Origin of the sequence: Pelobacter propionicus DSM 2379 (assembly GCF_000015045.1) — a bacterium.
GTDB lineage: Bacteria > Desulfobacterota > Desulfuromonadia > Geobacterales > Pseudopelobacteraceae > Pseudopelobacter > Pseudopelobacter propionicus.
Genome location: NC_008609.1, coordinates 3541832 through 3563815 on the forward strand (window position 1 = coordinate 3541832; position 21984 = coordinate 3563815).

At 62.9% G+C, this 21984-nt stretch carries 18 protein-coding genes; 9 read left to right on the top strand and 9 right to left on the bottom strand.

Annotated elements, in window-relative coordinates; genetic code table 11:
• Positions 1–21: 21 nt before the first annotated feature.
• Complete coding sequence (locus PPRO_RS16060; protein WP_011737038.1) at positions 22–2736, top strand: cation-transporting P-type ATPase; 2715 nt, start codon at positions 22–24, stop codon at positions 2734–2736.
• Between the two features lie 41 nt (positions 2737–2777).
• Here the strand turns inward: PPRO_RS16060 and PPRO_RS16065 are convergent, their stop codons facing one another.
• Positions 2778–3797 (bottom strand): glycosyltransferase family A protein, encoded by a 1020-nt coding sequence (locus PPRO_RS16065; RefSeq protein ID WP_011737039.1) that lies wholly within the window; start codon positions 3795–3797, stop codon positions 2778–2780.
• 174 nt (positions 3798–3971) lie between these two features.
• Between PPRO_RS16065 and PPRO_RS16070 the strand changes: the two genes are divergently transcribed.
• Complete coding sequence (locus PPRO_RS16070; protein ID WP_011733975.1) at positions 3972–5330, top strand: IS1182 family transposase; 1359 nt, start codon at positions 3972–3974, stop codon at positions 5328–5330.
• A 297-nt stretch (positions 5331–5627) separates the two neighbouring features.
• Here PPRO_RS16070 and pdxA read toward each other — a convergent pair whose 3' ends face one another.
• From pdxA to cobM, 3 genes are read right to left on the bottom strand one after another with little or no spacing between them, the layout of a single operon-like run.
• Complete coding sequence (gene pdxA, locus PPRO_RS16075; RefSeq protein ID WP_011737040.1) at positions 5628–6650, bottom strand: 4-hydroxythreonine-4-phosphate dehydrogenase PdxA; 1023 nt, start codon at positions 6648–6650, stop codon at positions 5628–5630.
• A complete protein-coding gene (locus PPRO_RS16080) occupies positions 6643–7716 on the bottom strand; it encodes a cobalt-precorrin 5A hydrolase (protein WP_011737041.1) in 1074 nt (357 codons plus the stop codon). Before PPRO_RS16080 ends, pdxA begins: the two co-directional genes overlap by 8 nt.
• Before the next feature lies 1 nt (position 7717).
• A complete protein-coding gene (gene cobM / locus PPRO_RS16085) occupies positions 7718–8494 on the bottom strand; it encodes a precorrin-4 C(11)-methyltransferase (RefSeq protein ID WP_011737042.1) in 777 nt (258 codons plus the stop codon).
• Positions 8495–9267: 773 nt separating this feature from the next.
• Between cobM and PPRO_RS19780 the strand changes: the two genes are divergently transcribed.
• From PPRO_RS19780 to PPRO_RS16125, 7 genes are all read left to right on the top strand, one after another.
• Positions 9268–9960 carry an outer membrane protein gene (locus tag PPRO_RS19780; protein WP_011737043.1) on the top strand — a complete coding sequence of 231 codons (693 nt, stop codon included), beginning with the start codon at positions 9268–9270 and terminating at the stop codon, positions 9958–9960.
• A gap of 583 nt (positions 9961–10543) precedes the next feature.
• Positions 10544–11761, top strand: a complete 1218-nt coding sequence (locus tag PPRO_RS16100; protein WP_011737044.1) for an efflux RND transporter periplasmic adaptor subunit — start codon at positions 10544–10546, stop codon at positions 11759–11761.
• Between the two features lie 2 nt (positions 11762–11763).
• On the top strand, positions 11764–12447 hold the full coding sequence (locus PPRO_RS16105; protein WP_011737045.1) for an ABC transporter ATP-binding protein: 684 nt from the start codon (positions 11764–11766) through the stop codon (positions 12445–12447).
• Between the two features lie 3 nt (positions 12448–12450).
• Entirely contained in the window at positions 12451–13677 is a 1227-nt protein-coding gene (locus PPRO_RS16110) for an ABC transporter permease (RefSeq protein ID WP_011737046.1), read from the top strand.
• Positions 13670–14437: an acyl-[acyl-carrier-protein] thioesterase gene (locus PPRO_RS16115; RefSeq protein WP_011737047.1), complete on the top strand. Its 768-nt coding sequence runs from the start codon at positions 13670–13672 to the stop codon at positions 14435–14437. The genes PPRO_RS16110 and PPRO_RS16115 overlap by 8 nt, the downstream gene beginning before the upstream one ends.
• Before the next feature lie 76 nt (positions 14438–14513).
• On the top strand, positions 14514–14933 hold the full coding sequence (locus PPRO_RS16120) for an HIT family protein (RefSeq protein WP_011737048.1): 420 nt from the start codon (positions 14514–14516) through the stop codon (positions 14931–14933).
• Positions 14930–16225: a M16 family metallopeptidase gene (locus tag PPRO_RS16125; RefSeq protein ID WP_011737049.1), complete on the top strand. Its 1296-nt coding sequence runs from the start codon at positions 14930–14932 to the stop codon at positions 16223–16225. Before PPRO_RS16120 ends, PPRO_RS16125 begins: the two co-directional genes overlap by 4 nt.
• A 164-nt stretch (positions 16226–16389) precedes the next feature.
• Here the strand turns inward: PPRO_RS16125 and PPRO_RS16130 are convergent, their stop codons facing one another.
• The 5 genes from PPRO_RS16130 to htpX all read right to left on the bottom strand — a co-directional run bounded on the left by PPRO_RS16130 (position 16390) and on the right by htpX (position 21904).
• Positions 16390–17085 carry a PilZ domain-containing protein gene (locus PPRO_RS16130; RefSeq protein ID WP_011737050.1) on the bottom strand — a complete coding sequence of 232 codons (696 nt, stop codon included), beginning with the start codon at positions 17083–17085 and terminating at the stop codon, positions 16390–16392.
• Positions 17086–17087: 2 nt separating this feature from the next.
• Complete coding sequence (locus PPRO_RS16135; protein WP_011737051.1) at positions 17088–18566, bottom strand: transglutaminase-like domain-containing protein; 1479 nt, start codon at positions 18564–18566, stop codon at positions 17088–17090.
• Positions 18567–18999: 433 nt separating this feature from the next.
• The gene (gene rpe, locus PPRO_RS16140; protein WP_011737052.1) at positions 19000–19665 is read right to left on the bottom strand and encodes a ribulose-phosphate 3-epimerase; all 666 of its coding nucleotides are present in this window, start codon (positions 19663–19665) and stop codon (positions 19000–19002) included.
• Between the two features lie 35 nt (positions 19666–19700).
• A complete protein-coding gene (rsmB, locus tag PPRO_RS16145) occupies positions 19701–21059 on the bottom strand; it encodes a 16S rRNA (cytosine(967)-C(5))-methyltransferase RsmB (RefSeq protein WP_011737053.1) in 1359 nt (452 codons plus the stop codon).
• Entirely contained in the window at positions 21056–21904 is an 849-nt protein-coding gene (gene htpX, locus PPRO_RS16150; RefSeq protein WP_011737054.1) for a zinc metalloprotease HtpX, read from the bottom strand. Before htpX ends, rsmB begins: the two co-directional genes overlap by 4 nt.
• Positions 21905–21984: the final 80 nt, after the last annotated feature.

Here is a 21984-nt window from a genome sequence, read left to right on the forward strand (position 1 = left end):
GTGCGAAAGAGGAGTACAACCGTGAAAGAGATCCTGGAGGAGCACTGGCACCATCTGCCGGAAACGGAACTATTCGAGTTTCTCAAAACCTCTCCGGAAAAGGGGCTGGACAGCTTCGAGGTTGCCCACCGCCTGGAACAGTTCGGCCCCAACCGGATCACCCAGAAAAAGGGCACCAGCCCGCTGGTGCTGTTTCTCTTGCAGTTTCACCAGCCGCTGGTCTATATCCTGCTGGCTGCCGCCCTGATTACCAGTTTTCTCCGGGAATGGGTCGATGCGGGGGTCATCTTCGGGGTGGTTATCGTCAATGCGGTTATCGGCTTCATTCAGGAGGCAAAGGCGGTTAAGGCCATCGAAGCCCTTTCCCGTTCCCTGACCAGCGCCGCGACCGTTGTGCGGAGCGGGGAGCGGCGCCAGGTTCCGGCAGCGGAACTGGTTCCGGGGGATATCGTCCTGTTGCAGTCCGGCGACAAAGTCCCCGCGGACCTGCGGCTGATCAGCACCAGGGAGCTGCAGATTGATGAATCGACCCTGACCGGAGAATCGGTCCCGGTGCACAAGCAGAGCGGCGTGCTGACCCACGACACGCTGCTGGCCGACCGCAGCAACATGGCCTACTCATCCACCCTGGTCACCTATGGTGTCGCCACCGGAACGGTCATCGCCACCGGCAACCAGACCGAAATCGGCCGCATCAACGAACTGATCGCCTCCGCCGATGTACTGGCCACCCCGCTTACCCGCAAGATCGCGCGCTTCAGCGGCCTGCTCCTATACGTCATCCTGGGCCTGGCGGCGGTCACCTTTGTTGTAGGAGTGTTACGGGGTGAATCATGGCTTGACATGTTCATGGCCGTGGTTGCCCTGGCGGTGGGAGCCATACCCGAGGGGCTTCCGGCGGCGGTCACCATCACCCTGGCCATCGGTGTTTCCAAGATGGCCAAACGCAACGCCATCATCCGCAAACTCCCCGCGGTGGAGACACTGGGGAGCACGACGGTGATCTGCTCCGACAAGACCGGAACCCTGACCCAGAACCAGATGACGGTCCAGGAAATCCACGCCGGCGGCGAACTGTATCTGGTCTCCGGCAGCGGCTACGAACCGGAGGGGGCCTTTAGCCGCAATGGCGAGCAGGTTTCTCCCGAGCAGTGCCAGGCCCTGCGGGAGTGCCTGCTGGCCGGACTGCTCTGCAACGATGCCGTTCTGGTGAGGGCGGACGGGGAATGGAAAGTGGAGGGCGACCCCACGGAGGCAGCCCTGGTGGTTTCCGCAGGAAAGTCGGGGCTGGAGCGGGAAGTGATGACCCAGAAGCTCCCCCGCCGTGACGCCATCCCCTTCGAGTCACAGTACCAGTACATGGCAACCCTGCATGGTGACGGGGAACGAAACGTCGTCTATCTGAAGGGAGCCATAGAGAGCCTGCTCCCGCGCTGCAGTCAGGCCCTGTCCGCCTCGGGGGAGACGATACGGCTTGATGTTGACCAGTGCCACCGCCGGGCCGAGGAGATGGCGGGCAAAGGGCTGCGGGTGCTGGCCTTTGCCCGACTGGAACCGACTGGGGGCGTCCGGCAGCTACGGCACGATGATGTGAGCACTGGCTTGACCTTCCTTGGCCTTCAGGGGATGATCGATCCGCCCAGGGATGAGGCCATTGCGGCGGTGAGGATCTGTCAGGCCGCCGGGATCAGGGTCAAGATGATTACCGGCGACCACGCCATAACCGCCGCAGCCATTGCCCGCCAGATAGGGCTGAACGGCGGGGGTGACGGCGCTGCCCAGCCTCCGGCCCTGAACGGCGGCGAGCTGGCGCACCTTTCCGACGCGGAGCTGATCGTTGCCGCGGAGCGGACAGCGGTCTTCGCCCGGGTTGCGCCGGAGCAGAAACTGCGCCTGGTGGAGGCTCTGCAGGCCAGCGGCCAGGTTGTTGCCATGACCGGAGACGGGGTCAATGATGCACCGGCGCTGCGCCAGGCAAACATCGGCGTGGCCATGGGGATAACCGGCACCGAAGTCTCCAAGGAGGCGGCGGACATGGTGCTGACGGACGACAACTTCTCCTCCATCGAGGCGGCGGTGGAAGAGGGGCGCGGCGTTTTCGACAACCTGGTCAAGTTCATCACCTGGACCCTGCCCACAAACCTGGGCGAAGGACTGGTGATTCTGGCTGCGGTGTTTGCCGGGGTCCAGCTGCCGATCCTGCCGGTGCAGATCCTCTGGATCAACATGACCACGGCGGTGCTGCTGGGGCTCATGCTGGCGTTCGAACCGAAGGAGCCGGGGATCATGCAGCGCCCCCCCCTGGACCCGGCCAAGCCGCTCCTGACCGCTGAACTGGGCCTGAGAATCGCCATTGTCGGGGTGCTCTTGCTTGCAGGGTCGTTCGGACTGTTCGAGTGGCAACTGTCCGCGGGGAGCAGCCTTGGGAAGGCCCGCACCTGCGCGGTCAACGTCTTTGTGTTCGGCGAGCTGTTCTACCTGTTCAACTGCCGCTCGCTGCGCCACTCTCTCTTCAGTATCGGCATGTTCAGCAACCGCTGGCTGCTGTGGGGGGTGGGACTGATGATCATTCTGCAGTTCCTGTTCACCTACCTGCCGGCGATGAACATGGCCTTCCACAGCCAGCCCATAGGGCTTGGGGAATGGGGTGTCATCATCGCCGCTTCCCTGATCATCTATATCGTTATCGAGGTTGAGAAATGGATTCGGCGGCGCACTAAACCGGGTACCCCGTAGCTCCGGCGTTAAATCAACCAACAGCTACGGCCCGGTTGCGGCTAGGTGACGCACAGGGAGGTTTCCCCCTCCCTGAATCCGGCCCGGAAGGCCGACTGGCGCACGACGCTCCGGGCGCCCCGTGCGCCCACGGTCATAAGCATCTTGATCCTGCCAGGTGTCACCTGGTCCATGGCGAGGACAGGAGCGCCGTGCAACGTACGCCCCAGCTTGCGCGGATCGACGTCAATCCAGCAGGAAACCCGCACCCCCGCGACATGCAGCATCCGGTACCAGGCCCGCCCCTCCCGCCCGGCGCCGGCCAGAATCACCTCATGCTCTCCCTTCAGGAAACCGTCCTTCAGGTGGTGCAGCTTGCAGAGCCGGAACGCCTCGGGCGAATAGGCGCCGCTGGTCCTGGTGGTCCGGTCCGGCCGCTCCCGCCAGAAGAACATCGTCCTTGCCAGGCGGGCAAACCTGGTCCCGGCAGCGGCAAGGCGCAGCCAGAGGTCATAATCCTCCGCCCAGCCCCTGTCCCGGTAGCCGCCCACCTCCCGCACCGATTGTGTGCGAAACATGACGCTGGGATGCACGAAGGGCGATTCCACGAACAGGTCGGCCATGATCGCCTCGTGGGTCAGCAGGCTGTTCTGCCACCGCTCGTATCCCGCCATGCCCATGCCCACCTGCTGGCGGGGGAAATGGCGGAACGAGCAGGCCACCAGCCCCACATCAGCGTTTACCGCCATGTAGGCGACCTGCTCCCCTAGCCGGTGGGGGTGGGCGACATCGTCACCATCCATGCGGGCCACCAGCGGTGCCCGGCACTCTGCCAACCCCCTGTTCAGCGCAGGCACCAGCCCCTCACCACCGCTGCCGAGCACCCGGATGCGCCGGTCGCTGCCAGCCGCCTCGGCAAGGAGACGGGGGGTAGCATCGGTTGAGCCGTCATCCACCACCACCAGCTCCCACTCCCTAAACGTCTGGGCGAGCAGTGAACGCAGGGCCATGGCCAGGAAGCGTTCCTCGTTCCTCACCGGCATCAGTATGGAAACCAGCGGCCAGGCATCACGCTTCAGCATCCGTCCTCCTAGGAGTCTGTCGGGCTTAACGCATTCAGCCGTCATCTCCAGGGCGTTTTCAATTGGTTAACCTGCTGTATTTATTGAATAAGTCGTCAGCTTTAGCTTGCGTTTTCTTGGTGTATCCCGTATATTTGTCCGGTAATATCAACTGGTTAGGTATCGGGGTTGACTATGAAATCAAAGTTTATTGAAGTTGACCGGGAAACACCCTATCTGCTCCCGCCATCGCTGCAGGATTGGCTACCAGAAAAGCACTTGGCCCGGTTTGTGGTCGAAATTGTCGAACAGCTCGACCTGCGCTCTTTGAAAGCTACCTATGCCGGCCGAGGCTCGCAGCCCTATAACCCTGAGATGCTGGTAGCATTGTTGTTTTACGGTTATGCGACAGGCGTATTCTCCAGCCGGAAGCTTGAGCGCAGCACCTACGACTCCGTGGCATTCCGGTTCATAGCGGCAAACAGTCATCCTGACCACGATACCATTGCCACCTTCCGCCGGCGTTTTCTGCCGCAACTGAACAAGCTGTTTGCCCAGATTCTGCTGATCGCTCATCAGATGGAGGTGCTGAAACTGGGCAACGTTAGTTTGGATGGCAGCAAAATCAAGGCGAACGCCTCCAAGCACAAGGCGCTGAGCTATGAGCATGCCTGCAAGCTTGAAGAGCAGATCAAGGCTGAGGTTGGCGAACTGCTCAAAAAGGCCGAGGCAGCGGACCGTGCCGATATTCCGGACGGCATGAACATCCCCGAAGAACTGGAACGTCGGGAAAAGCGTCTTTCCGCCATTGCCGCAGCCAAGGTCGAGATCGAAAAACGAGCCGCTGAGCGCCATGCTCGTGAACAGGCCGCTTATGAGAAGAAAGTCGCCGAACGGGCCAAGAAGGAGCAGGCAACGGGCAAGAAGGCCAAGGGGAAAGAGCCGAAACCGCCCAAATCCGGCCCCACTGCCAAAGATCAGGTCAATCTGACCGATGAAGAGTCGCGGATCATGCCGACCTCCGGTGGCGGATTCGAGCAGACTTACAACGCCCAGGCCGGTGTGGATACAGCATCAAAGCTCATCGTTTCGGCCCATGTTACCCAGAATCCCAATGACAAACAGGAGCTGACACCGACCCTGGAGAACCTGGCGGCGCTGCCTGAGAAGCTTGGCAAGGCAACCGATCTGGTAGCTGACAGTGGCTACTTCAGCGAAACCAATGTAACTGCCTGTGAGGAGAACGGGATAACTCCCTACATTGCCGTAGACCGGCAGAGTCACAACGTGCCACTGATGGAGCGCTTTGCCGAACCGCCGCCGTTACCCGAAGATGCCGATTCCGTGGCCAGAATGAAGCATCGCCTGAAGACACCTTCCGGCAAGGCGATCTACGCCCAGCGAAAAGTCACCTCGGAACCGGTCTTCGGCATCATCAAGGCGGTCATGGGATTCAGAAGCTTTCTTCTTCGTGGCTTTGAAGCAGTAAAAGGCGAATGGAACCTCGTCTGCATGGCCTACAACATCAAACGGCTGCATGTCTTGGCCGGATAGAATGAGAAATAGCGAAAATCAGCCTGTAATAACCGCAGTCATCGCTGAAAGGGCTGAATTAACCAGGTTGCCGGTGGGAAGACGAACACATACGGAACTTTTTTAATCGGCTTGGCCACAAAAGAGGGCGCCCCTGAGGTCAAGCCCGACAGACTCCTAGTTTTCTGGCTTCAGTTTGAAGAGTAAATCAGGGCGGCGAGGGAAGGGACGGCGTACGATGAGCGTGCAGGAGATCCAGGGGCGATGCCAACGAGAGGAGCGTTTCAATAGTGACATGCATACCGTGTGACCGACAACTCATTCAGATCCCGGGCTCGAAGTCGCCATGTCCACCGCCATGGCTATGGCGGCCAGCATGCTGCGACTGGACGCCCTGCCGGTTCCCGCCAGGTCGTAGGCCGTGCCATGGTCCACCGAGGTGCGGATAATCGGCAGCCCCAGGGTGATGTTGACCCCGTCGTCGAAGTGCAGCAGTTTCAGCGGTATCAGCCCCTGGTCGTGGTACATGGCCACCACCCCGTCGTACTCCCCCTGGCGGGCGAAGTGGAAGAGGGTGTCGGCGGAAAGCGGCCCCCGGGCGTCGATCCCCTCGTCCCGCGCCGCCCGGATGGCAGGGGCGATGACGCTCGCCTCCTCGTCGCCGAACATGCCCCCCTCGCCGCAGTGGGGATTGAGGGCCAGCACCGCCAGGCGCGGGCGTTCCTTTCCGGTCAGGAGCCGAACCCCTTCATGGGTCACCCGGATGGTGGTCAGCACCCGCTCCCGGCTTATCAGGGAGGGGACATGGCGCAGCGCCTCGTGGATCGTCACCAGGCTGACCCGCAGCTGATCGCCGGCCAGCATCATCACGTAGCTGTCGGTGCCGCACAGTTCGGCCAGAAGTTCCGTATGCCCCGGATAATGGTGGCCGGCCCGGTTCATGGCCTCCTTGCTGATAGGCGCCGTGACCATGGCCGCCAGCCTGCCCTGGAGACAGAGCTCGGTGGCGCAGCGGATGTAGTCGTATACCGCGGTTCCGGCTGCCAGGCCAGGATGGCCATAGCGCAGCTCATCTTCCGTCAAGCGGGACAGGGTCAGCAGGGGGATAGCACCGTTTTCAACCCGACGCGCCTCCTCCACCGATTCGACCACCCGGATTGGCAGAGCCGAGCCACAGACACGAACGGCACGCTCCAGCGCCGCCGGATCGCCGATCACCAGCGGCACGCAGTGCGCCCGGACCTGGGGGTCGGCCAGGGCGGTCACGATGATCTCCGGGCCGACCCCGCAGGGATCGCCCATGGTGATGCCGATCAACGGCCTGGCCGTGGAATCAGGCATGCTCTCCTCCGGGAATCTCCGCCACCGCCAGGGTGACGTTGGGGGATTTGACCTTCTGCAACAGCAGGCGCCCCCCGCCCGAAGCCAGGAGCGCAGCCGGCTCGGCCACGCCGATGGCGCCGATGGCGGCCATGGCATGCTTCGACGGTCGGGAGGGAACAGCCACACGGTTCAGCTCTTGACTGTCGTAGAAGCAGATCTCCAGGCCGTGGCGCTGGGCAAAGGCCAGAAGCCCCGGCTCATCGCGCTTAGCCGTGGCCGTGGCGATACGGAGGACGCTCTTCAGGGAGAGAAAGATGCGGCGCAGCTGGGTGGTGACAAACTCGTCGATCTCCTCCAGGGGGGTGGTGCGGTTGCAACCAATGCCCAGCACCAGGTTGCGGGGGCGCAGGACCAGCAGGTTGTCCGGCCGGCTCTGGGGGGGGAGATGGCGGTTGGTGACAAAGAGGAAGCCGTGGGCGCTGCCTGCCAGGGCCTGGGAAAAGGTGTCGTGAAAGCTGAGTTTACCCCGGCCGTGGAACCAGCTACGGGTCTGGCCGCCGTGATCCACCACGGCGATCTCCTCACCATCCAGCAGCAGCCTGTTCAGGGTCTTGACGCCGGAGAGGTTGTCGATCAGCCACCCCTGCTCCTTGGCCAGCATGTCGAAGGAGGGGAGCCGGTTCACATCGGTGGCGGTGGTGATCACCGGCCGGGCGCCGCTGATGAAGGCGCAGCGCTCGGCCAGCTCGTTGGCTCCCCCCAGATGGCCGGAGAGGAGGGAGATGGCGAAGGTGCCGGCATCGTCCATGACCACCACGGCCGGATCGCTTTCCTTTGACTTCACAAGCGGCGCAATGGTGCGTACCACGATGCCGGTGGCCATGACACAGACCAGGGCGTCATGTTCCTGCCAGAGGGATGAAACCAGTTCCTTCAGGTCGGCGGGGTCGAAGGGCTTGGCAGGGGCTCCCCCCTGTCCGGCATAGCGCCGGGAGAGATGCAGCTCCGCACCGGCCAGCCCCTGCACCAGTTTCTGTCCCAGCAGGCCGCCATTGCGGGTTATGGCAATAACGGCCACACGCATGTCAGGCAACAACCCCGCGATAGCCATGGGCAAAACCGCCGTCGTACAGCAGCGACTTGGCTTTCAGCCCCTCGCGCCGCGCTGCCAGCACATCCCCCACCACGATCAGGGCCTGGCGGTCGATGCCTGCCTGGCGCACCAGGTCGGCGATATCGGCCAGGGTCCCCTGGATGATCTGCTCATCCTCCCAGGAGGCGCGGCAGACGATGGCCGCCGGGGTCTCCGGCGTGTAAGCCCCCTCCAGGAGCTGTGCCACCACCTTCTCGATCATCCCCACCGAGAGGTAGATCACCATGGTGGCTCCCAGGCGGGCGATCTGGCCCAGCTGTTCCCGCTCCGGGACCGGCGTGCGCCCCTCCACGCGGGTGAAGATGACGGTCTGGGAGACCTCCGGCAGGGTCAGTTCCTGCTTCAGGGCGGCTGCGGCGGCAAAGGCACTGGTGACGCCGGGAACCACCTGGTACTCCACCCCCATCCGGTCCAGCGCCTCCATCTGCTCCTGGATGGCCCCGTAGATGGCCGGGTCGCCGGTGTGCAGGCGGACCACGCTTTTGCCGCTTGCGATGGAATCCATCATCACGGTGATGACCTCGCTCAGGGTCATGCCGGCTGAATCGTAAATATCAGCCGTAACGGCATAGCGTTTGACTAGTTGCAGATCCACCAGGCTGCCGGCATAGATGATAACGTCGGCGTGGCGCAAGAGACGCGCCCCCCGGACGGTGATCAGGTCGGCTGCTCCGGGTCCCGCTCCGACGAATGAAACCTGTGGTGCCATGTATCTTCTCCGTGAAAAAATAATCGTTTCCGCCTGTAATCCAGCCGACGGCATTGGTTCTTGTAGTCCGAAACCGCCGGCATGTCAAGGCGATCGGTCCCGGGCTTGGCATCGGTCGAGCCGGTGAGCAATGATCTTCGGCCAGGACGGTATTTACGCGACTATCTCCTGCATTTGCAGATTGCTACCTTGATTGACGTATCAACCGTTTTCCCACCAGCGCGAATCTATACCGTCCTAAGTGCTGATTTTTGATGCTATTTTCAACCTGATGTGATACATGAACTTGATTCTGCTTCTAGGTGAACCACAGAAGTGAGAATGCAGATTACTGGAGTAGTACCGGCATCAGACTTCACCCGCGAGTCGGGCACGTGCCTGCCACTAATAACCCGATTTCATGACGCCTCACTACCTCCGCTTGCATGAAAGACTCTGACCTGGGCGTGTTCGGCGGCATGGGACGGTTCGGCGGAGACTCATCCGGACGGACAGTTGCAGCGTCGGTAGCGGCAGTGTGGCCCCGGCTCTTTCAGGCTCGCAGATCTCCGGCATCACGGATGCAGGACTCAGGAAAGAACGTGCGTTTACCCCCAGCACTCTCCCCCACAGCTGCTCTGTATGGAGTCATGAACATCGCGTCGTTTCACCGCAAACCCGGTCAACAAACAGGAACCTGGCCAGAGGTCATGCTGTGCTATCATGCGCTTGTGGTATATGCATTTGCTGGTCATGTTCCCGAACCACCCAATTTACGTTCACGAGGAGGAGTTATGAAAATGAATTTTATCGGATTGGTCGTGCTTGGATTAATCGCCCTGGCAGTCCCCTCACTGGCTGCGGACAATGCACCGCATAACTGGACAGGATTTTATGCCGGCATAAACGGCGGTTACGGCTGGGGCGAAACACAGTGGGATTATGTCGGCTCAACGGGAAAGGCAGACCACCATATCAACGGGGGGCTGATCGGGGGAACCATGGGGGCAAACTTGCAGTTTTTTGCCTATCAGGGTGGAATACCCGCTGTCGTGGGGGGGGTTGAGTCCGATTTCGACTGGGCGGACCTGGGTGACGACGGCCCCTGTCCCAACCCCCGTTTCCGCGCCAAATCGAGCATTGATGCCTTGGCAACCGTGCGCGGTCGCCTGGGGCTTGCCTTCGACCGTCTCTTTATCTTCGGCACTGGTGGTCTTGCAGTGGCCAAAACAGATGTCGAGACTGTCGATACATGGGGTACGTCCGTCCCTCCGAGCGGGACCGCGAAAAACGGCGAAGGCAAGTGGAAGACCGGGTATGTGGTGGGTGTTGGCGCCGAATATGCCGTCTGGAAGAACCTTTCGTTCAAGGTCGAGTACCAGTATTATGACCTGGGCAGGAGCACGTACCGTGTCGACAACGATATCCCGGTCAAGGCCGGTGTGCGCGGCGACATTATCCGTACCGGTATCAACTATACATTCTGATTCGTCACCGGGCGCATGTTTTCAGAAAAGCCCCGCGGCAGTGCGGGGCTTTTCTCGTTCATGCTCCAGACAACATCCCGATATGAATACATCAGGAGACTCTTCTCGACCGCTTCGAGGCAGCCTAAACCGACTCTCGTATCTTCGACCATCGAGCTGCGTAAGGCTCTTCCCGGAGAGAAACCAGACTCCGGAACCGGCCATCGAAATCCAAACAGCTAAAATGCAACGGAACGTGGAAGCACACGTCACCAGGCGGCTGTTTCACGGAAAGAAACGAGAACAGACGACAGGGCACAACAGCATGATCTCCACAAAAAACCTTTGACAAATACCCAAATCGTATTAAGATAAAAACCATCCTGTTACACCTCAATCAACGAAAGGAGACCCGAACATGTGGACTGCACACTTTAGGATTCGCCCGGTATCCCACTGCAAAGAGGGTTGCCATAGCTGGCCCGCCGCATGACCGCGGCGGGCGTTCCCGGAAAAGCCCCGGTCCTTGGACATGGGGCTTTTTTTTTGAAACTTTTCTGTTATCATCCCCGTCTGCACTGGAGAGCCACGGGAGAGACATTCCATGAGAAAAACCGCGCTGATAGCCCTAGCGCTCCTGCTGGTAGCGGGAATCGCCATTTCCACCTACCTGAGACGGGCGCCGGAAATCACCTACAGGACCGCCAGAATCCAACGGGGCACCATCGTCTCCGGCGTCTCCGCCACCGGAAACGTCAGCGCCGTGACCACGGTCCAGGTGGGAACCCAGGTTTCCGGCACGATCCACAAGCTGTACGTGGACTACAACTCCCCGGTCAAAAAGGGGCAGCCCATCGCGGAGATCGACCCCTCCCTGTTCAGGGCGGCGGTGGAGCAGTCCCGGGGCAACAATCTGGTTGCCAGGGCCAACCTGCAGAAGGCCAGGGTAGTGCTGGTGGACGCCGAGCGTACCATGAAACGCAACAGCACGCTCCTGAAGGAGGGGGTCATCTCCCAGGGTGATTTCGACACGGCGGAAACCGCCTACCAGTCAGCCAGGGCGGCGGTGGAGGCGGCCCAGGGGACGGTGGCCCAGACAGAGGGGGCGCTCATGCAGGCCCGCACCAACCTGAACTACTCCATCATCCGCTCGCCGGTGGACGGCATCGTCATCTCCCGGGCAGTGGACGTGGGCCAGACCGTGGCGGCCTCCTTCCAGACCCCCACCCTCTTCACCATCGCTCAGGACCTGACCAAGATGCAGATCGAGGTCAGCGTTGACGAGGCGGACATAAGCAGCATTAGGCAGAGCCAGACTGTGACCTTCAGCGTCGACTCCTACCCGGAGCAATCCTTCAGGGGGAGGGTGACCCAGATCCGCAACGCGCCGATCATCACCCAGAACGTGGTCACCTATGTGGTTCTGGTAACCGTGGACAACAGCGACCTGAAGCTGAAACCGGGCATGACCGCCAACGTGACCATCGAGGTGGCCCGCAAGGCTTCCGTGCTCAGGCTTCCCCTGGCCGCCCTGCGCTTCAGGCCCAGGTCCGCGACGGACGCGGGCACGACTCCGCGGCCCAGGAACAGCACCGCCACCCGCCCTCCCCAGCAGGCCACAGGCGAGCAGCGGGTCCACATCCTCAGGGAGGGCAAGCCGGTGGCAATCGGCATCAGGACCGGCATCGCCGACGACAGCGCCATCGAGCTGACCGGAGGAGCGCTCAAAGAGGGGGATCTGGTCGTCATCGAACAGATCGGCGGCACCGGAAAGAAGAAGGCCAACGCAGCGGGCGGTTCCCCCATGGGTCCGCGCTTCTAGCCATGGCAGAGGTCATCTCGCTCAGCGACATACGCCGCGTCTTCATCATGGGGGAGCAGCAGTTCGAGGCGCTCAGGGGGATCTCCTTCTCCATCGCCGCCGGGGAGTTCGTGGCCATCATGGGCGCATCGGGCAGCGGAAAATCCACCTGCATGAACATCCTGGGCTGCCTGGACCTCCCCACCAGCGGCACCTACCTCTTGGACGGTCTGGACGTGGGGAGCATGGACGCTAACCGGCTGGCCGGCATCCGCAACCGCAAGCTCGGCTTCGTGTTCCAAGGGTTCAACCTGCTTCCCCGCACGCCGGCCGTTGAAAACGTGGAACTCCCCCTGGTCTATGCCGGCGTTTCCTCCCGGGAGCGGCGGGCGCGGGCCCTGGCGGCGCTGGAGCAGGTGGGGCTGGCCGGCAAGGAGAACAACCACCCCAGCCAGCTCTCCGGCGGCCAGCAGCAGCGCATCGCCATTGCCCGGGCCCTGGTCAACGATCCGGCGGTGATCCTGGCGGACGAGCCCACCGGCAACCTGGACAGCGTCACCACCGAAGAGATCATGAGGCTCTTCACCGACCTGAACCGGCAGGGGATCACCATCATTATGGTCACCCACGAGAGCGACGTGGCCGCCCATGCTGGCCGCAGGATAACCTTCCGTGACGGCAGGATCATCGCCGATACGAGGGGCTAGTGCATGAACTTCCCCCAAACCCTGAGAATAGCCCTGAGGGCGTTGCGCACCAACAAGATGCGCTCATTTTTGACCATGCTCGGCATCATCATCGGCATCGCCGCCGTAATCGCCATGATGGCCGTGGGGTCGGGGGCCAGCTACGTCATTTCCCAGCAGATCGCCAGCATCGGCAGCAACATCATCCTGGTCATCCCCGGCTCCACCACCAGCGGTGGCCTGCGCAGCGGCAGCGGCGGAGCCCAGAGCCTGACCAGCGACGACGCCAAAGCCATCATCAACGAATGTCCCTCGGTGGAGACCGCCGCTCCCACGGTGCGCAGCTCCGGCCTGGTGGTCTACGGCAACATGAACTGGTCGACCATCATCATGGGCGCCTCCCCGGAACTGTTCGACATCCGCGAATGGTGGACCAGCAGCGGTCGCGGCATCACCCGGCAGGACGTGGACGGCGCCGCCAAGGTCTGCCTGCTGGGTCAGACGGTGGCCGACAACCTGTTCGGCTCCGACGATCCCTTGGGCAAGATCGTGCGCATCAAGAAGATCCCTTTCACGGTGGTGGGCGTCCTGGAACGCAAGGGGCAGTCGCCCCAGGGGACCGACCAGGACGACACCGTCTTCGTCCCGCTGCGCACGGCCCAACGCAACCTGGTTCGCTCCCCCTTTCCCAACACGGTGGGGGCGCTGCTGGTCAAGGCCAAGAGCGAGGATCTGCTGGAGCAGGCCGAAGAGGAGGTTAACAGCCTGCTCAACCAGCGCCACCGCATCACCGGCGCCAAGGAACCTGACTTCTCCACCCGCAACCTGTCAGAAATCCTGGCAGTGGCCGAGCAGTCGTCGCGGGCCATGTCGCTGCTCCTGGGTACGGTGGCCTCCATCTCCCTGGTGGTGGGAGGGATCGGCATCATGAACATCATGCTGGTCTCGGTAACGGAACGGACACGGGAGATCGGCATCCGCATGGCCATCGGCGCCAGAAAGAGCGATATCCTGCTGCAGTTCATGACCGAGGCGGTACTTCTGACCATGATCGGCGGCATCGTCGGCATCATGCTGGGCGCCGGCGGGGCCATGGTCGTCTCGCGCATCCTCTCCTGGCCCACGCTGATCTCCACCGGCTCCATCACCGTCGCCTTCCTCTTCTCGGGAGCCGTGGGGATCTTCTTCGGCTTCTACCCGGCCAGGAAGGCGGCCGGACTCAACCCCATCGAGGCACTCAGGTATGAATAGCAGGCAGCAGGCGCCGGGGACGGCCATTTTCGAGCGCGAGTTCCCGGTGCTCTTTCACGAACTGGATTTCAACGGCACCCTGGGGCCGGTGACCCTGCTCAACCTGATGCAGACCACGGCCAGCATGCACACCCTGGAGCTGGGTGTCTCGGCCGGGGACCTGAAGCCCCGGGGCTTCACCTGGGTGATCTCCCGCATCCACCTGGTGATCAACCGCAACCCGCGGGCCAGGGAGGTGGTCCACCTGCGCACCTGGCCGTCGCTGCGCGAAGGTATCTTCACCTGCCGCGAATTCCAGCTGTTCGACGGCGGGGGAGAGCCCCTGGGCCGGGCCAGCAGTTCCTGGGCCATGATCGGCATCGAGACCCGCCGCCCGGTCAGACTGGAGGGGAACCTGCCCCCCTACCCGCTGCTGGAGCAGAGAGCAGTGGAGGACGGCTTCGCGCCGCTGCCGCAGTTTCCCGGCCCCACCGTTCCGGAACTGACCTTTCGGGTGCTGCGCGCCAACCTGGACCTGAATCACCACGTCAACAACACCGTCTTTGCCGGCTGGGCCCTGGAGAGCGTGCCGGACGAGATCGCTGCGGGCAGCCTGACGGAGCTGGAGATATCCTTCCGCGCCGAGGTGCTCTACGGAGAGACGGTCGTCTCCCGCTGCGCCGTGCTGGAGCCGGGCGCCACCTCCTGCTGCCTGCACCAGATCGTCAACCAGCGCGACGGCAAGGAGCTGGCCCGGCTGCGGACACGCTGGCGCTGCTGACGGTACCCCCCGTGACTCGTGACTCGTCACCAGTCACCGTTTTTGCTCACATTCCACCATCTGCGAAGAAGGAACCATGACCAGACACGAATGTACCATGTGCAACCGCTGGAACAACGATAGCGACCTGCGCATCATCCCGCTCAAGCACTCCTTCGTCACCCTCAACCGCGACCAGTTCTTCCCCGGCTACGTGCTGCTCTTCACCAGGGAGCATGTCACCGAGCTCTTCCACCTGAAGCCCCGCATGCGCGGCGAGCTGATGGAGGAGGTCAGTCGCATGGCCCAGGCCCTGCAGACCGCCTTCCAGCCGGACAAGATCAACTACGAGCTCTTGGGCAACATGGTGCCGCACATGCACTGGCACCTGGTGCCGCGCTTCGCCACCGATCCGCTCTGGCCGCGCCCCATCTGGTCGGAAGCGCACGGGGAACTGCTGCTGACGCCGGAGGAGTACCAGAACCGCATCGAACTGATACGAAAGGCACTGGCATGATCAGACCCCACACCCATACCCTGGCTAACGGCCTGCGCGTGGTCTGCGTGGAGATGCCGCACCTGCACTCGGCGGAACTGGCCCTCTACCTGAAGGTGGGGGGACGCAACGACCCGGCCGGCAGGGAGGGACTCTCCCACTTCCTGGAGCACATCCTGTTCCGCGGAACGGAGGAATTTTCCTCCTCCCAGGAGATCGAGAACGCCTTCGAGGCCATCGGCGGCGCCCCCAACGCATCCACCGACGCCGACTCCACCTGCTACTACTCCCGTATCCACCCCGGCCACTACCGGCGCGGCATGGAGATCTTCGCCTCCATGCTCATGCGGCCGCTGCTGGAGGGGATCGAAATCGAGAAGCGGATCATCACCGAGGAGGCGCGGGAGGACCTGAACGAACAGGGGGAGGAGATCAACGCCGACACCATCGTCAGCCGCCTGCTCTGGCCGCGCCACCCCCTGGGCATGCCGACCATCGGTACCCTGAAGAGCATCGTCGCCATCACCCGCGCCGACCTGGAGAATCACCTGGCCAGCTTCTACATCCCCTCCCAGACGGTGCTGGTCGTTGCCGGTCCGGTGTTCTGCGACAGCGTCTTCAACGCCGCGGCGGAAGTATTCGGCCAGTGGCGCGCACGAGAGGCCCGCCCCCTCCAGAGGGTGACCAGGCGCTCCAACGCACCACGGATTCGTTTCGTTCAGGATTCCGACAGCCAGATGACCATGCAGCTGGCCTTTCTGGGACTGCGTCGGGGTGACCCGCGTTTCATGGCCCTGCGCCTGCTGCGGCGCATCCTGGCCGGCGGGGGAAGTTCGCGTCTGCACCTGCGCCTGCGGGAAGAGCTTGGCATCGTCTACTCGGTGGAGGCCGCCATCGGCGCCTATGACGAAACCGGCTGCCTGGCCATCGACCTTTCCACCGCGCCGGAGACACTGATCCAGGCCGTGGAGGTCACCTTGGGCGAGATCGGCCGCATTATCAACCGGCCGGTCCCCCAGGCGGAACTGGAGCGGGTGCGGCAGTCGTACATCTTCGATCTGGAGTACAGTCGTGATTCGGCCTACGAGATCGGCGGGCGCTACGGCTGGGGGGAACTGATGGGGGTGGTGCGCGGCATCGAGGAGGATCAGCGGGAGGCGGCCGGGGTGACCTGCAAGGACATCCAACAGACCGCCCGGACGATCTTCACGCCAGCCAACCTGCGCCTGGTGGCCGTGGGTCCCTGGACCAGCGGGATGCGCAGGCAGGCCGGCAGGCTGGTGAGAACCTTCGCCGAAGCCTGGGAAATCTGACGGTTTTCAGGGGAGGCGCCAGACGTGCGAAAGGGGAACAAGCGGCTACGCGTGCTCCCCTTTCTTGATTCAGCAAACAGTGGCCAGACAGCGGGATGAAGGCGCCGCACGGCCTGAGATGCAGACAGGCCAGAGCCCGCTCCCCGCTACCCCGCACGGGGCGGTCAGGCAACCAGCCTGTCGCGGTCGAACTCCCTGCGGGTCTTGAGGATACCGGCCAGCGCCGTTTCCAGATCCTGGTCCATCTCCTGGAAGCTGACACCGATTCCGGGCGGATCATCCATCCCCCAGGGCACCACCCGGCGAATAACCGCCCGGGCAGCGCCGCCATAGCGCGGAAAGCGGACTTCCACCGATTCTCCCGCCTGAAAGCGCTCGGCCTGGGTATCCATGATAAAGGCGCCCCCCCAGGAGATGTTAAGGGTCACCCCCCGCAGTTCCTCTCCCCGGTAGACCAGCAGAGTCAGGGCGCAGATGGCATGCCTGCGGTGGGCACGGAGCGCGCGCGGAACAAACGTCGGACAGCTTCTGGTCAGAAATTCGTTCAGGCTCCTGTCCTGCTTCGAGCTCCCCGGCATGGCCATGGGAATCAGGGCATTGCCAATCGCCTTCACCCGCAGGGTGGGATAGAAATTGGCCAGGGTGCAGGCGACGATCTTCTCCTCCCCCTTGGCCCTGACCATGGAGGGCAGATCCACCAGCAGCCCGTTGTGCAGGCCGTGCAGGGCATGCTCTTCGGCGACGCAGAAGCTTGAGCAGGCAACCGCCGAGACATCGTAGCTTTTCAGCGTGGCCACCAGGGCGTCCCTGATATCGTCACTGTAGGAGACAACAAGTATGGACAGCCCCGGGCTGGCCATTGTCAGTACTTTGCCTCCAGCACCTTGATGCCGATCCTGCCGATAATGGCGATCAGCGGCGTCATATCCGCCGGAGTATGCCCCTCGAAGAACTTGAGGTGGGTGGGATCGGCCGGAAGCTGGTTATAGGTGGGGTCCACGCTGACCCAGCGCCCGTCCAGCCAGCTCTCGGCCCAGCTGTGGTAGAGGAAGCCCTTCCCCTCCAGGGAGACCAGCCCGGACACGAAGCGGGTGGGAATGCCGGCCGCGCGGGCCAGGGCGGTGTAGAGCCGGGCATGGGTCTGGCAGTTGCCGCTACGGGACTTCATGCTGGCCAGGGCGCTGCCGCCGTCATCCCGACTGTCCTTCAGCCAGTCGGCAGTCCAACTGGCCAGGGCGCGGGCGATTTCCGTCTGCCCCGCCTTGCCTTCAGCCAGATTCCTGGCCTGGACCTTCATCTCCGGGGCAGCGGACTCGATCATGTCGGCCGGTTTCAGATACTTCTCCCGGATAGCGTCCGAATCGACCGCCCCCCCCTGCTGCTGCACGGGAAGCGCGGAACCGGTCCTGACAATGATGCGCCCCTCCCCCGACTTTTCCACGACCTGCCCACCCTCCTGCAGCAGCGCCAGACTATCGTTCCAGCCGTTGATCTCCACGGACAGACCGGTGAGCCTGGCCTGGTTTTTCAGGGGCGGTTCGGCCCGCACCAGGCTGAAGTCATGGATCAGGTCCTTGCGATTGATGGCCAGCATGCCCACGAATGCGCCCAGCGTCCTGCTGTCCTCGGCCCTGGTCATAACCAGGCCATCGCGCACAGATTCCAGGATCGTGTTGCCCTGGGCATCCACCCAGATGTCGTTGCTCACAAAGGGGTAGAGGTCGTTGCGCAGCTTCAGGCCGGTCTGGCCGTCAGGGGTCTGTTCCTCACCCAGAACGGTGATCTTGACTTCCTTTACCTTGACCTCCTCCGGGTCGAACGTCAGGACCTGGTAGCTCTTGCCGGCGGTCACGCCCTGCATCAGCGGATAGATGTTGAGTGCCGGGCCGGGGTAGATCTCCCCCTTGAAGCGGAACATCCTCTCCCTGCTCTTTCCGTTGCTCTCGCTCCGCACGCGCAGCAGGGAGCCACCGGCCTTGCCCGAAAGACGGGTAAACGTGCCGTTGATGTTCTGTTCGATCTCGAAGGAGCGCAGATTGAGCATCTTGCTTACCTGGTAGATTTCCCGGGCACTGGCCTCCTTGGAGAAGCCCATCACCTTCAGGCTGACACTGCCGTCACCTTCCATGCGGTATCCGTCCGCGGTTTCCGTGATCTTCTGGTGGTAGAAGCCGACCCGCTCGTTATCAACAAAGATGCCGAACCAGCGTTCCGACAGGGGGGGCTGGTTCAGCTTTGTGACCTGAGCGGCCCGGGACGGGACAGAGGCGACAACGGTCAGGACAAAAGCACACAGCAGACAAGCGGCATATTTCAATAGTGACACTTTTTTCACAGGCATTTCTCCCCGGGCCCGCGGCCCGTTCGTATGGAATAAAAAAACGCCACTCCGGCGCCCGGGGACAGGAAGGGGGCGAATGGGAAGTGGCGCAGATGCACCATGCGTGGCATCTGGTGTGGCAATGGTTCTACCCGACACGAGACGGCGCTATCACAGCTCCGTGCAGCATCCTGCGGTCGGCCATGGAGCGACGTCGACCGCGTGCGCGCTCTCCGCGGCACACGGATTCCGGAAAAGAGTTTCCCGTAACGGGGGGGAACGGTGCTTTCAGATCGGCCTGAGCAGCCGGTGACCGTCATGGCGGGCAAAAGGTGCATACACGCTTGTATCCCAATTCACCGCCAAACACAATTTCAAAATCAGCCCCAACGCCGGGAACACCCCCTGGAGAGCCGGTATCGAGACGGCGCAACCCGTCGTCGCAGAAAACAATTTACAAAAGCGGTTCCCGGGCCAGACGCTTCATCTCGGCAATGGTAGCACCGTAGTCCTGGCTGCCGAAGACCGCACTGCCGGCCACGAACACGTCCGCGCCGGCATGGGACACCTGGGCGATGTTGGAGATCTTGACCCCGCCGTCCACCTCCAATTCAGCCTCGCAACCGCGGCGGTCCAGCATGGCCCGCAGGGCGTGGATCTTGGGCAGGCAGCCGTCGATGAAGCTCTGTCCGCCGAAACCGGGGTTAACCGTCATCAGCAGTACCAGATCAAGGTCGTCCAGCACATACTCGAGGCACTGCAGCGGCGTGGCCGGATTGAGGGCAACGCCGGGACGCTTGCCCAGGGATCTGATCAGCTGCACGGTGCGGTGCAGATGGTATACCGCCTCGGCGTGCACCACGATGATATCGGCGCCCGCGGCGGCAAAGTCCGGGATGTAGCGATCGGGGTTCTCGATCATCAGATGCACGTCCAGCGGCAGGTCGGTCACCCGGCGGGCAGCCTCCACCACCAGCGGGCCGATGGTGATATTGGGAACGAAATGGCCGTCCATGACGTCCACATGGACATAGTCGGCGCCTGCTGCCTCCAGGCTGCGGATCTCTTCGCCCAGCCGGGAAAAATCGGCGGAGAGGATCGAAGGGGCTATCTTCTTCATGGGTGCAATACTCCCTGATGTGTAGTTGGTGGTACTTAGCGCTTGATGAGCCTGGCGGCGAAGAAGCCGTCCATGCCATGACAATGGGGCCAGGAACGCAGCATCCCCTCCCGGGTGAACAGTTCGCTCCAGCAGGGGTAGACCTGGTTCAGGTCTTCCAGAATCACGCCATCCTGGCGGGAGAGGAAAGCGTGCAGCACGGCCTCATTCTCCTCCCGGCTGGTGGAGCAGGTGGAATAGACCAGCCTGCCGCCCGGCTTGAGCATTCTGACCGCGTTGGCGAACATGCGCCGTTGGGTCTCGGCCAAACGGGTGAGATCCTCCGGCCGGAGCCGCCATTTGGCCTCGGGATTGCGGCGGATGACTCCCAGGCCGGAGCAGGGGGCGTCCAGCAGGACCCTGTCGAAGGAGTCGACGGGAAACGCCGCGCTGTTGAGCAGGTCGGCCCTGCGGGTACGGATGATGCTGATTCCCAGCCGGTGGGCGCTCTCCTGGATCAGGGGGAGTTTGACGCCGGAGACGTCCATGGCCAGCAGCTCGCCGCGATCATTCATCAGCTGGGCCAAGTGGGTGGCCTTGCCCCCCGGCGCGGCGCAGGCATCCAGTATCCGCTCCCCCGGACGCGGGTCCAGAAGCAGTCCCGCCATCTGGGAGGCCTCGTCCTGAACAGCGAAGAGCCCCTCGTGAAAGCCGGGCAGGGAGGTAATCTGGTGCCGGCCCTCCACCAGGATGCCGTGGGGAGAGAAGCGACAGGGAGTGGCCTGGATGCCGTTGGTGGAAAACTTCACCAGCAGGTCGTCCCGACTGATGGCCAGCGTGTTGGCGCGCAGGGCCAGGGGCGCCTGGCGCGACGAGGCCTCTGCCAGAGCCTCGGCCTCCTCAACGCCCAACTGGTCGATCCACTGCCTCACCAGCCAGAGAGGATGGGAATGGCGGGCGGCGATGGATTCGGCAGGCATCGCCAGCGGATCGGGGAAAGGGATGTCATCCCCGCGGCGTAGGTAATTGCGCAGCACGGCGTTCACCAGCCCGCTGGCGCGGGGCAGGGTTTTCTTGGCCAGATTGACCGACTCGTTAACCGCCGCTGATTCGGGGATTCGGTCCAGGTAGACCAGCTGGTACAGCCCCACCCGCAAGAGGATCAGCGCCTGCGGTTCCAGCCGGGAGAGCGGCTGGGTGAGCAGGCTGGAGAGGATGTGGTCCAGGGTTCCCTGGCGACGTAGCGCGCCGAAGACCAGTTCGGCGAACAGGCCCCGGTCAGGGCCGGTAAGCCCGCCGGACTCCAGTTCGCGGTCCATGAGCTGGTCGGCATAGCATCCCTCTCGCTGGATCCGCAGCAGGACCGAGCAGGCCGACTGGCGCGGGTTGGAGCGCTTCAGGTCGGGGGCGCTCACGAGCGGCCCATCCGGGCCATCTCCTGCAGACGCGCGATGCGCTCCTGCATGGGGGGATGGGTGGAGAAGAGCGTCATCAGGCCACCACCGGTCAGGGGGTTTACGATGAACATGTGCGCCGTGGCGGCATTGGCATGCATGGGAATCTGGCGGTTGCCCATCTCCAGCTTTGCCAGGGCATTGGCCAGGGAGAGCGGATTACCGCAGATGCTGGCTCCACCTGCATCGGCACCGTACTCGCGGGAGCGGGAGATGGCCATCTGCACCAGCATGGCGGCCAGAGGTGCCAGGATGGCCATCACCAGCGCACCCATGCCCCCACCGTCGTCATCATCGCCCCGGCCGCCGAACATGGCGCCCCACTGGGCCATGTGGGCCATGTAGGTGATGGCGCCGGCAAAGGTGGCTGCAATGGTCTGGATCAGGATGTCGCGGTTCTTGACGTGGGCCAGTTCGTGGGCCATGACCCCGGCCAACTCCTCTTCGCTGAGGATGCGCAGGATGCCGCTGGTGGCCGCCACCGCGGCGTGCTCGGGATTACGACCCGTGGCAAAGGCATTGGGGGTATCGGAATCGATCACATACACCTTGGGCATGGGCAGGCCGGCCCGCTGGGCCAGGCGGCGCACCAGGCCGTAGAAGCGCGGATCGTCCCGCTCGCTGATCTCATGCGCCCCATACATGGAGAGCACCATCTTGTCCGAAAACCAGTAGGAGAAGAAGTTCATACCGGCAGCCATGACAAAAGCCAGGGTCATGCCGTTCCTGCCCCCCAGCGCCCCCCCCAGCATGACCATCATGACCGTAAGCAGCGCCATCAGGAAAGTCGTCTTCAGTGTGTTCATAGTCGGTTCCTCACTTCGTGCGGGTGTTGATGCCGTTCCGGTTCCCGTAATAGTAATGATTGTGGTCGCAAAGCGCAAGG